Consider the following 11701-nt stretch of genomic DNA (forward strand, 5'->3'; position numbering starts at 1 on the left):
CAGTTTTTATGGACAGGAAGAGTATTTTGACTACTGACACTCATACTCTGCATATTGAAGAGATTTTAGAACTATTACCGCACCGTTTCCCATTTTTACTGGTTGATCGGGTACTGGATTTTGAAGAAGGGAAGTTTCTGCGGGCGGTTAAAAACGTCTCTTTCAACGAACCCTTCTTCCAGGGCCATTTCCCGGGCAAGCCAATTTTCCCCGGCGTGCTGATTCTGGAAGCCATGGCTCAGGCTACGGGTATTCTGGCGTTTAAAAGCGTGGGCAAACTGGAGCCGGGTGAGCTGTACTATTTCGCCGCTGTTGACGAAGCGCGCTTTAAGCGCCCTGTACAGCCAGGCGATCAAATGATCCTTGAAGTTGAATTCATCAAAGAGCGTCGCGGCGTTGCACGCTTTAAAGGTGTTGCCAAAGTTGATGGCGAAGTGGCCTGCGAAGCGTCAATGATGTGTGCTCGCCGTCGGGAGTCCTGATAACGTGATTGATCAAACCGCCTTTATTCACCCAAGTTCGATTGTTGAAGACGGTGCCATCATTGGCGCTGGCGTTCATATTGGCCCGTTCTGCTATATCGGTTCTCAGGTTGAGATCGGTGCGGGTACGGTGCTGAAATCACATGTCGTCGTCAATGGCGTCACTAAAATTGGTCGCGATAACGAAATCTATCAGTTCACGTCAATTGGTGAAGTGAATCAGGATCTCAAATATGCTGGGGAACCAACCCGCGTTGAGATTGGCGATCGTAACCGCATCCGTGAAAGCGTCACGATTCATCGCGGCACAACGCAGGGCTGTGGGTTGACTAAAGTCGGTAGCGATAATCTGTTGATGATCAACACGCATATCGCACATGACTGCGTAGTGGGCAATCGCTGTATTTTGGCGAATAATGCAACGTTGGGCGGCCACGTTTCTGTCGATGATTTTGCGATTATCGGCGGGATGACGGCGGTACATCAGTTCTGCATTATTGGTGCTCACGTCATGGTGGGTGGATGCTCCGGCGTGGCGCAAGACGTGCCGCCGTATGTTATCGCTCAGGGTAACCACGCGACGCCGTTTGGCCTGAATATTGAAGGCCTGAAGCGTCGTGGTTTCGAAAAAGAAACCCTGCACGCGATCCGTAACGCGTACAAGCTGATTTACCGCAGCGGTAAAACGCTGGACGAAGTGAAACCGGAAATTGAAGCACTGGCAGCGGAACATCCGGCGGTGCAGGCGTTTACCGATTTCTTTGCCCGTTCTACTCGCGGCATTATTCGTTAATCCATGTCATCACGTCCTTTGACTATTGGGCTGGTCGCCGGGGAAACTTCCGGCGACATCCTTGGCGCGGGCCTGATCCGGGCGCTAAAAGAAAAGGTGCCCGATGCGCGGTTTGTCGGTGTTGCCGGGCCGCGTATGCAGGCTGAAGGTTGTGAAGCCTGGTACGAAATGGAAGAGCTGGCCGTTATGGGGATTGTTGAAGTGCTTGGGCGACTTCCTCGTCTGCTGAAAATTCGGCGGGATTTAACCCAGCGCTTCAGTGAACTCCAGCCTGATGTTTTCGTGGGGATTGATGCACCTGATTTCAATATCACGCTGGAGGGTAACCTCAAGCAGCGGGGCATCAATACCATTCACTACGTCAGCCCGTCCGTGTGGGCATGGCGTCAAAAACGCGTTTTCAAAATAGGTAAAGCGACCAATCTGGTGCTGGCTTTTTTGCCTTTTGAAAAAGCGTTTTACGATCGTTTCAATGTACCTTGTCGCTTTATCGGCCACACGATGGCTGATGCAATGCCATTGCACCCCGATAAGCTGGCGGCGTGTGCAACATTGGGTATTGCGCCAGAAGCGCACTGTCTGGCGCTTCTGCCGGGTAGTCGCGGCGCAGAGGTGGAAATGCTTAGCGCGGATTTCCTCAATACTGCGGTGTTGCTACGCCAACATTTTCCCGATCTGGAAATTGTGGTTCCGCTGGTGAACAGCAAACGGCGTGAACAGTTTGAGCAGATCAAAAGCACTGTGGCTCCCGATTTACGCGTACATCTGCTGGATGGTCAGGCGCGTGAAGCGATGATCGCCAGTGATGCGGCGCTATTAGCATCCGGTACGGCGGCGCTGGAGTGTATGCTGGCTAAATGCCCGATGGTTGTGGGTTACCGCATGAAGCCTTTTACCTTCTGGCTAGCACAGCGTCTGGTCAAAACGACGTGGGTGTCGCTGCCGAATTTGCTGGCTGGGCGCGAACTGGTGACGGAATTGCTACAGACCGACTGTACGCCTGACAAGCTGGCTGCCGCGCTGCTGCCGCTGTTTGCAGATTCAGATAAAACGGCTGCACTGCGTACGACATTTGTGGATTTGCATCAGCAGATTCGCTGTAACGCCGATGAGCAGGCGGCTCAGGCGGTACTGGAATTAGTCAAGCCGCGTTCATAAACTCCTATTCGTAAGACCATGTTAATAAAGCCATGAGTGAAATGTTTATCTATCCGCAGGCGACCTGTATCGCTGGCGTTGATGAAGTGGGGCGCGGCCCTCTGGTTGGCGCAGTAGTGACGGCTGCGGTGATTCTGGACCCGACTCGGCCAATTGTCGGGCTGGCGGACTCCAAACAGCTGAGTGAAAAACGTCGGCTGGCGCTCTATGATGAAATCAAAGAGAAGGCGCTGGCGTGGAGCCTTGGCCGGGCAGAACCGGAAGAGATTGATCAACTGAATATCCTGCATGCTACCATGTTGGCCATGCAGCGTGCGGTGGCTGGGTTGGCTGTCGTGCCTGATTTTGTTCTGATTGACGGCAACCGTTGCCCGGAGCTGTCGATGCCCGCTCAGGCGGTGGTTAAAGGGGATAGTCGCGTGGCTGAAATCAGCGCAGCCTCGATTATGGCGAAAGTCACTCGCGATCGTGAGATGGTCGAGTTGGATCAACGCTTCCCCGCTTATGGTTTTGCCCAACATAAAGGTTATCCAACGGCTTTTCATCTGGAGAAACTGGCCGCACTGGGTGCCACTGAGTTTCACCGTCGGAGCTTCGCGCCAGTCAAACGCGCATTAGGGTTGGCGTAAAACATAAGTTGGCGTAAAACGTCGGCTGACGTAAAACATCATCATTAACTCTCGATGTGGCATGTGCATGTCGTTGTGCCTGCCATGCTAACTAATCGATAAATTCTGGGATCTGGATATGGCCGAACCACGTTTTGTTCACCTGCGTGTTCACAGTGACTATTCCATGATCGATGGGCTGGCCAAAGTCGGTCCGCTGGTAAAAAAAGCAGCGGCACTCGGTATGCCAGCGCTGGCGATTACCGATTTTACCAACCTATGCGGGCTGGTTAAGTTCTATGGCGGCGCGCATGGCGCGGGCATCAAGCCGATTATCGGCGCAGACTTTTCTGTCGAAAGCGACGAATTAGGGGATGAACTCGCACATCTCACTGTTCTGGCGATGAATAATGAAGGCTACCAGAATCTCACTCTGCTGATTTCTCATGCTTATCAGCGTGGTTATGGCGCTGCCGGGCCGACAATTGACCGTGATTGGCTGATTGAGCATCGGGAAGGGCTGATTTTACTGTCTGGCGGTCGCCGGGGTGATGTCGGCCAGTTTTTGCTACGCGGCAACCAGACACAGGCCGAGCAGTGTCTGGCGTTTTATCAGGAACATTTCCCCCAGCGCTACTATCTGGAACTGACCCGCACGTCACGCCCTGACGAAGAAAGCTATTTGCATGCTGCCGTCGAGCTGGCGACAAAGCACGGGTTGCCCGTGGTGGCGACCAATGAAGTGTGTTTTATCAGCACTGATGATTTTGACGCTCACGAAATCCGCGTGGCTATCCACGATGGCTACACGCTTGATGATCCCAAACGTCCGCGTAATTACAGCCCACAGCAGTACATGCGTACCGAAGAGGAAATGTGCGAGCTATTTGCGGATATCCCCGAGGCGCTGGCGAACAGCGTTGAAATTGCCAAACGCTGTAACGTAACGATCCGTTTGGGGAATATTTCCTGCCTAAATTCCCGACGGGCGACATGACCACGGAAGATTTTCTGGTTGAGTGTTCGAAAAAGGGGCTGGAGGAACGTCTCGAATTCCTGTTCCCTGACCCGGAAGTGCGTGCCGCGCGGCGGCCGGAGTACGACGAGCGTCTGGATGTTGAACTGGGCGTAATTAACCAGATGGGGTTCCCCGGTTACTTCCTGATCGTCATGGAATTTATTCAGTGGTCGAAGGACAACGACGTGCCTGTTGGGCCGGGGCGTGGCTCCGGTGCGGGGTCATTGGTGGCCTACGCACTGAAAATCACCGATCTGGACCCGCTGGAATTCGACCTGCTGTTCGAACGTTTCCTTAACCCTGAACGTGTTTCCATGCCCGACTTCGACGTCGATTTCTGTATGGAAAAACGCGATAAGGTCATCGATCACGTTGCGGAAATGTACGGACGTGATGCGGTATCACAGATTATCACCTTCGGTACGATGGCGGCGAAAGCGGTTATTCGTGACGTCGGGCGCGTGCTTGGGCACCCTTATGGGTTTGTCGATCGTATTTCAAAACTGGTGCCGCCCGATCCGGGCATGACGCTGGAAAAAGCCTTTGCCGCTGAACCGCAATTGCCGGAAATTTATGAAGCCGATGAGGAAGTTAAGGCTCTCATTGATATGGCGCGCAAGCTTGAAGGGGTAACGCGTAACGCCGGTAAACATGCAGGTGGGGTGGTGATATCCCCCACCAAGATTACCGATTTCGCACCGCTGTATTGTGATGCGGAAGGGAACCACCCGGTTACCCAGTTCGATAAGAACGACGTGGAATATGCCGGGCTGGTGAAGTTTGACTTCCTTGGTCTGCGTACGCTGACCATCATCGACTGGGCGCTGGGGATGATTAACGCCCGTCGCGCGAAGCAGGGGCAGGAACCGATTGACATCGCGGCGATCCCGCTCGATGACAAGAAAAGTTTCGACATGCTGCAACGCTCGGAAACCACAGCGGTATTCCAGCTTGAATCACGCGGTATGAAGGATCTCATCAAGCGTCTGAAACCCGACTGCTTCGAAGATATGATCGCACTGGTGGCGCTATTCCGCCCCGGCCCGCTGCAATCCGGCATGGTGGATAACTTCATCGACCGTAAGCACGGCCGTGAAGCGATCTCTTATCCTGATATCGAATGGCAGCACGAGTCACTCAAGCCGGTGCTGGAGCCGACCTACGGCATTATCCTGTATCAGGAACAGGTCATGCAGATTGCTCAGGTACTGGCTGGCTATACGCTGGGCGGGGCGGACATGCTGCGTCGTGCTATGGGGAAAAAGAACCCGGTCGAAATGGCGAAGCAGCGTGGTGGCTTCGAAGATGGTGCCAAATCTCGCGGTGTGAACGGCGAACTGGCGGTTAAAATTTTCGACCTGGTGGAAAATTCGCTGGTTACGGCTTTAATAAATCTCACTCAGCGGCTTATGCGCTGGTGTCTTACCAGACGCTGTGGCTGAAAGCGCACTATCCGGCTGAATTCATGGCGGCGGTAATGACGGCCGATATGGACAACACGGATAAGGTGGTTGGGCTGGTTGATGAATGCTGGCGGATGGGGTTAAAAATTCTGCCTCCTGACATCAATAGTGGGCTGTATCACTTCCATGTTAACGACGATGGCGAGATTGTTTACGGCATCGGCGCGATTAAAGGCGTGGGTGAGGGCCCGATTGAAGCGATTATTGAAGCGCGTAATCAGGGCGGTTATTTCAGAGAGCTATTTGATCTTTGCGCGCGTACTGACATTAAGAAGCTGAACCGCCGTGTGCTGGAGAAGCTGATTATGTCCGGGGCATTTGACCGCCTGGGGCCGCATCGCGCCGCGCTAATGAATTCATTGGCTGATGCGCTTAAAGCTGCCGATCAGCATGCGAAAGCGGAAGCCATTGGTCAGGTGGATATGTTCGGTGTGCTGGCAGAGGCGCCTGAGCAGGTTGAGCAATCTTACAGCACCGTGCCGCCGTGGCCGGAGCAGGTGGTGTTGGATGGGGAGCGGGAAACGCTGGGGCTGTACCTGACCGGCCACCCGATCACGCAATATATTAAGGAAATTGAACGCTACGCCGGTGGCGTGCGTTTGAAAGATATGCACCCGACGGATCGGGGTAAAATGACCACTGCCGTTGGGCTGGTGTTGGCGGCTCGCGTCATGGTAACCAAGCGGGGTAACCGCATTGGTGTCTGTACGCTGGACGATCGTTCCGGTCGTCTCGAGATCATGCTGTTTACCGATGCATTGGAAAAATATCAGCATTTACTTGAGAAAGACCGTATCCTTATCGCCAGTGGACAGGTCAGCTTTGATGACTTCAGCGGCGGGCTTAAAATGACCGTCCGAGAGTTAATGGATATCAGTGAAGCGCGGGAAAAATACGCGCGCGGGCTTGCTATCTCGCTGACTGACAGGCAAATTGATGACCAGCTATTAAACCGTCTCCGCCAATCGTTGGAACCCCATCGATCGGGGACGATCCCAGTGCATCTCTATTACCAGCGTGAAGATGCGCGCGCCCGACTACGTTTCGGCGCAGCATGGCGTGTAACGCCTGCCGATGCGCTACTGAACGAGCTGCGCACATTAGTGGGTAATGAGCAGGTGGAACTGGAATTTGACTAATATAGGAATACTATGAGTCTGAATTTTCTTGATTTTGAGCAGCCGATTGCAGAGTTGGAAGCGAAAATTGACTCGCTGACCGCAGTCAGCCGTCAAGACGAAAAATTGGATATTAATCTGGACGAAGAAGTCCAGCGCCTGCGTGAGAAGAGCGTTGAATTGACGCGCAAAATCTTCGCTGATTTGGGTGCCTGGCAGGTTGCGCAATTAGCGCGCCATCCGCAACGTCCTTATACGCTTGATTATATTAAGCACATCTTTACTGACTTTGATGAATTGGCAGGCGATCGCGCCTATGCCGATGACAAAGCCATTGTCGGTGGGATTGCCCGTTTGGATGGGCGTCCGGTGATGATCATTGGTCATCAGAAAGGACGTGAAACCAAAGAAAAGATTCGCCGTAACTTCGGCATGCCCGCACCGGAAGGTTATCGCAAAGCGCTGCGCCTGATGGAAATGGCCGAACGTTTCAAGATGCCGATCATTACCTTTATCGATACGCCGGGAGCCTATCCAGGCGTTGGCGCGGAAGAGCGCGGTCAGTCTGAAGCGATTGCGCGCAACCTGCGTGAAATGTCGACGCTGCGAGTGCCAATCATCTGTACCGTTATCGGTGAAGGGGGTTCCGGTGGTGCGTTGGCTATCGGCGTGGGCGACAAGGTCAACATGTTGCAGTACAGCACCTACTCGGTTATTTCACCGGAAGGCTGTGCGTCTATCCTGTGGAAGAGTGCGGATAAGGCACCGCTGGCGGCGGAAGCCATGGGCATCATCGCGCCGCGTCTGAAAGAGCTGAAGTTGATCGACACCGTGATTCCTGAACCGCTGGGTTCGGCGCACCGTAACGTCCCGGCAATGGCCGAGTCGCTGAAAGCGCAACTGCTGGCCGATTTGCTCGACCTCGACGGTCTGACGGAAGAAGAACTGCTAAACCGCCGTTATCAGCGTTTGATGAACTATGGTTACTGCTGATAGCGTGATTGTCTGATTGATTGCAGTATTATCAATCAGGCAATTCTGGCGTTACTCTGAAAATCCGTTGTCAGAAATGACAGCGGATTTTTTGCTATGAGGGGTTGAAGCATGCTGAAGCTGCTTGATGTTCATCACATTGCGGTTATTGCCTCCGACTATGCGCGCAGTAAGGCGTTTTATTGTGATGTGTTGGGGTTTACGTTGAACCAGAGGTTTACCGTGAAGCGCGGCAGTCGTGGAAAGGGGATCTCTCGCTGAATGGGCGTTATACCATTGAGTTATTTTCTTTCCCTCATTCACCTGCGCGTGTGAGTCGCCCGGAAGCCTGCGGCCTGCGCCATCTGGCTTTCGCCGTGGCTGATGTTGAACAGGCTGTTGCCGCGCTGGAGCAGTCAGGTGTTATTTGCGAACCCGTACGGATCGATCCTGAAACGCAGCAGCGCTTCACGTTTTTCTCCGATCCTGACGGCTTGCCCTTAGAACTTTATGAGATCTGACGTTGTGAATGGCACTGAATCTAACGATGGATTACCTGACGATGGATTGCTCCAGGCGATCGCGGCGCAAACGGCCAGATGCAAGTCGATCCTGCTGGCTTACAGTGGCGGTCTGGACTCCAGCGTGTTGTTACATCTGCTGGTGGCGGTGCGTCAGCGTTCCGGGCTGGCTATTCGCGCGGCCTATATTCATCACGGTTTAAATCCGCTGGCAGAGAGTTGGGCTGAACATTGTCGTCAGCAGTGTGAATACTGGCAGGTGCCGTTTGCCTCGCTGTCGGTGACGGTTGAGGCGCAGAACGGCGGTATTGAAGCGGCAGCCAGAACGGCGCGTTATCAGGCACTGCAAGCGCATCTGCAAGAGGGGGAAACCCTGCTGACGGCGCAGCATCTTGATGACCAGAGTGAAACTTTTTTACTGGCGCTTAAACGCGGCAGCGGGCCTGCCGGATTGTCTGCCATGGCAGCGCACAGTACGCTAGGTCATCATCGACTGGTGCGTCCGTTGTTAGGATTTTCGCGTATCCAGTTGGAAGCGTATGCGCAGCGGCATCAGCTTCACTGGATCGAGGACGACAGCAATCAGGATGAGCGTTTCGATCGCAATTTTCTACGCCGGCAAATTTTACCGCGCTTGACGCAGCGCTGGCCGCATTTCTCCTCCGCCGTGGCGCGTAGCGCCGAACTGTGTGCTGAACAGGAACAGTTGCTGGATGAACTGTTGGAAGAATCATTGCAGGCGCTATGTCAGCCGGATGGGGCGCTGAGCATTGACGGCCTGGCGCCGCTAAGCCCGGTGCGTCGTTTTGCGCTACTGCGGCGCTGGCTGGCACAGCAAGGTGCGACCATGCCCGCGCGTGAACAGCTACAGCGACTCTGGGATGAGGTGGCGATGAGCCGTCAGGATGCGGAACCTATATTGCAATTAAATCAGTGGCAGATCCGTCGTTTCCGTCAGCATCTCTATTTGCTGCCGCTGATGAGCTCGCTACAAGACCGCATTTTGCCGTGGCAGCCGACGTCACGTCCGCTGCCGCTCCCTGACAATCTTGGTACGCTGCTGCTGGCCGATAGTGGGCTGGCAGTGCGCGCGCCGGAAAACGGTGAAGCGGTAAGTATTCGTTTTTCGACCCGTGGAACCGTGCATATTGTCGGCAGAACCCACGGGCGGCAAATCAAGAAACTTTGGCAGGAACTGGGTGTTCCGCCCTGGTGGCGCGACCGGACGCCGCTGGTGTTCTACAACGAACAGCTCATTGCGGCCGTGGGACGATTCGTCACGCGGGAAGGGCAGGTGAGAGAAAACCAGCCCGTGTGGCACATTATTTGGGAAAAATAGAGTTTGGGAAGAATAAGGTTTGGGAAAAATAAGTTTGGGATAAAAGCTGAAGTCATCTGATCTGGATAAAAGCGAAAGCAGGTAAATACTCGAATAAAAACGGACAACCTGCGTTGTCCGTTTCGGAAGCGTTTGTTCAGCGTTTGCCGCTGAATGAAAGGATAAGCCTGTCAGGATTCGCTGACGACGACCTTCCCGATTTCAGGATGACTGAAACTGACGATGTGGTCGAGGCGCAGTTCGCGCATTGCCCCGGAGGCTTCGATCACCAGATATTCGACCTGCTTACGGGAGATCATATCACTGGCTTTACCGGTCACAACTTCACCATTGCGTAGTTCCAGCGTCAGCGTCAGATTCTGCTGACAAGTGGCTTCCAGGCTGTCGTAATCATCACAGTTGATGGGTTGATATTCATTACTCATTGACATAATCACTCACCAATAAGTTAGCGGCGGCAAAAGCGGCCTGTTCCCTGACGGAGGATGGCAGCGCATCATTCGCGGCAATGCCATCCAGGGTTTTCAAAACACAACCCAGCGAATCGGGTATATAGCCCAGATCGCCACTGGCGATCTCTGCGTATAAGCGACGTACTAATTCACAGTATTCTTGCACTATATCCTCCCTTGAAAGCTTAGCTCGGTAGATATTCATGCATCATCACCTGTTGCGGTGCGCGATGTTGTAAGCCTACGAAGATAAACTCTATTTATCAAACCGACTATAGCATAGGCACTAACAGGATATCAGTAGTCCTTAGAGGCCTAATCTATCAGTTACGTGGCAGATATCACCTTTACTGTGAGGATGGCGCTAACTCAAGTAAACTAAAGGGAATAACGACGAGGTTACTGATGGCACTAAAAGCAACGGTTTACAAAGCAGCAGTTAATATTGCCGATATGGATCGGAATTTTTTTCACGACGCGAACCTGACGATCGCGCAGCATCCGTCTGAAACGGAACAGCGCATGATGCTGCGGCTTTTAGCGTGGATTTGCCATGCTGATGAAAACCTGCGCTTTACCAAAGGGCTCAGTGCCGATGACGAACCGGAAATCTGGCGGCGCAACGATACGATGGAACTGGAGTTGTGGATTGAGCTGGGCCTGCCGGATGAAAAGCGGCTTAAGAAAGCCTGCAACCAGTCCCGTGCCGTGGTGCTATACGCGTACAGCGAGCGTGCGGCGCAGGTTTGGTGGAGTGCGATAGCAAGTAAGGTTTCCGGATACAAGAATCTGGCTATTCGCTTTTTGGATGATAATCAACTGACTCAACTTGCCGGGCTGGCCGCACGCACGATGGCGTTGCAGGCAACGATACAGGAAGGGACGATCTGGTTGTCTGACGATAAGAATAGTCTGGAAATAGCATTTTCTGAGTGGAAAATTCCTCAGACTCAGGGATGATAACAGGCTGGATACATTCCAGAGCATTGAGTCAGAACGATAAAAACAGGGCAGAGACGGCAGGACAATAATGATGAAAAAACTGGCTATCGGTGTGCTGTTGATTGCAGGGGTTTCTGGGTTGATTGGGTGTCATACCCGTTCACAAGTTCAGGAAGAGCCTCTTAAACCAATGGCGCAAAGTTATCGTGGCGTTTTACCCTGTGCGGACTGCGGAGGGATTGATACGTCGCTGTTTTTGGAAAAAGACGGGACTTTTGTGCTGCGAGAGCAGTATCAGACAACGCGAGCGGGCAACAACACATTTGCTTCCTATGGGCAATGGCGACGTACCGCGGATAAGCTGGTATTGACGGATAGTGCAGGAGAAAAACGTTACTTCCGCCCGATTGATAAGGGGCTGGAAATGCTGGATCAGCAAGGGCTTCCCATCAACTCCTCTCTTCCTCGCCAACTGACGGCAACCGAGCAGGCATTGCCGGATACGCCGATGTCGATGAAGGGCATGTACCGCTATCTGGCCGATGCTGCGACGTTCTCTGATTGCGCCACGGGTAAAACGTTTGTGGTGGCAAGCAATGCTGTGCTGCAAAGGATGTACCTCCGCACGACGGTGTCGGCGGGCGAACCGGTACTGGTTTCCTTTACCGCGCATTTTGCCGTGATTCCATCGATGGAAGAAGGGCAGATGGTGAAAGCGGTGGTCCCCAACAGCAGTGATAACGCGCGTATGCGAGCACGGGCAAACTGCGATACACAGATAGATTAACGCAGCATTAAAAAGAAAAGGCACTGATTTCAGTGCCTTTTTGGTATC

At 53.3% G+C, this 11701-nt stretch carries 10 protein-coding genes and 2 pseudogenes; 10 read left to right on the top strand and 2 right to left on the bottom strand.

Going from position 1 to position 11701, the window contains the following annotated elements; genetic code table 11:
• The first annotated feature begins 8 nt into the window (after positions 1 to 8).
• From fabZ to tilS, 8 genes and pseudogenes are all read left to right on the top strand, one after another.
• Positions 9 to 482 (top strand): 3-hydroxyacyl-ACP dehydratase FabZ, encoded by a 474-nt coding sequence (gene fabZ / locus NAL19_RS04785; protein WP_172644777.1) that lies wholly within the window; start codon positions 9 to 11, stop codon positions 480 to 482.
• A 4-nt stretch (positions 483 to 486) separates the two neighbouring features.
• The gene (gene lpxA / locus NAL19_RS04790) at positions 487 to 1275 is read left to right on the top strand and encodes an acyl-ACP--UDP-N-acetylglucosamine O-acyltransferase (protein WP_263058907.1); all 789 of its coding nucleotides are present in this window, start codon (positions 487 to 489) and stop codon (positions 1273 to 1275) included.
• Between the two features lie 3 nt (positions 1276 to 1278).
• A complete protein-coding gene (gene lpxB / locus NAL19_RS04795) occupies positions 1279 to 2433 on the top strand; it encodes a lipid-A-disaccharide synthase (protein ID WP_263058908.1) in 1155 nt (384 codons plus the stop codon).
• Positions 2434 to 2465: 32 nt separating this feature from the next.
• Positions 2466 to 3062, top strand: a complete 597-nt coding sequence (gene rnhB, locus NAL19_RS04800; protein WP_263058909.1) for a ribonuclease HII — start codon at positions 2466 to 2468, stop codon at positions 3060 to 3062.
• 118 nt (positions 3063 to 3180) lie between these two features.
• Positions 3181 to 6661: pseudogene (gene dnaE, locus NAL19_RS04805) on the top strand (DNA polymerase III subunit alpha).
• A 12-nt stretch (positions 6662 to 6673) separates the two neighbouring features.
• Entirely contained in the window at positions 6674 to 7633 is a 960-nt protein-coding gene (gene accA / locus NAL19_RS04810; RefSeq protein WP_012773645.1) for an acetyl-CoA carboxylase carboxyl transferase subunit alpha, read from the top strand.
• A gap of 111 nt (positions 7634 to 7744) precedes the next feature.
• Positions 7745 to 8133: pseudogene (locus tag NAL19_RS04815) on the top strand (VOC family protein).
• Positions 8123 to 9472, top strand: a complete 1350-nt coding sequence (gene tilS, locus NAL19_RS04820; protein WP_263058910.1) for a tRNA lysidine(34) synthetase TilS — start codon at positions 8123 to 8125, stop codon at positions 9470 to 9472. Before NAL19_RS04815 ends, tilS begins: the two are co-directional and overlap by 11 nt.
• Positions 9473 to 9642: 170 nt before the next feature.
• Here tilS and rof read toward each other — a convergent pair whose 3' ends face one another.
• Entirely contained in the window at positions 9643 to 9903 is a 261-nt protein-coding gene (gene rof / locus NAL19_RS04825) for a Rho-binding antiterminator (RefSeq protein WP_263058911.1), read from the bottom strand.
• Positions 9890 to 10090 (bottom strand): YaeP family protein, encoded by a 201-nt coding sequence (locus NAL19_RS04830; RefSeq protein ID WP_010285748.1) that lies wholly within the window; start codon positions 10088 to 10090, stop codon positions 9890 to 9892. The genes rof and NAL19_RS04830 overlap by 14 nt, the downstream gene beginning before the upstream one ends.
• A gap of 239 nt (positions 10091 to 10329) precedes the next feature.
• On the opposite strand from NAL19_RS04830, the gene NAL19_RS04835 reads away from it, so the two are divergent.
• Positions 10330 to 10884 (top strand): YaeQ family protein, encoded by a 555-nt coding sequence (locus NAL19_RS04835; RefSeq protein ID WP_225087161.1) that lies wholly within the window; start codon positions 10330 to 10332, stop codon positions 10882 to 10884.
• Positions 10885 to 10957: 73 nt separating this feature from the next.
• Positions 10958 to 11653, top strand: a complete 696-nt coding sequence (gene nlpE, locus NAL19_RS04840; protein ID WP_263059662.1) for an envelope stress response activation lipoprotein NlpE — start codon at positions 10958 to 10960, stop codon at positions 11651 to 11653.
• Positions 11654 to 11701: the final 48 nt, after the last annotated feature.

Origin of the sequence: Pectobacterium sp. F1-1 (genome assembly GCF_025643735.1) — a bacterium.
In the GTDB taxonomy this organism is placed as follows: Bacteria; Pseudomonadota; Gammaproteobacteria; order Enterobacterales; family Enterobacteriaceae; genus Pectobacterium; species Pectobacterium colocasium.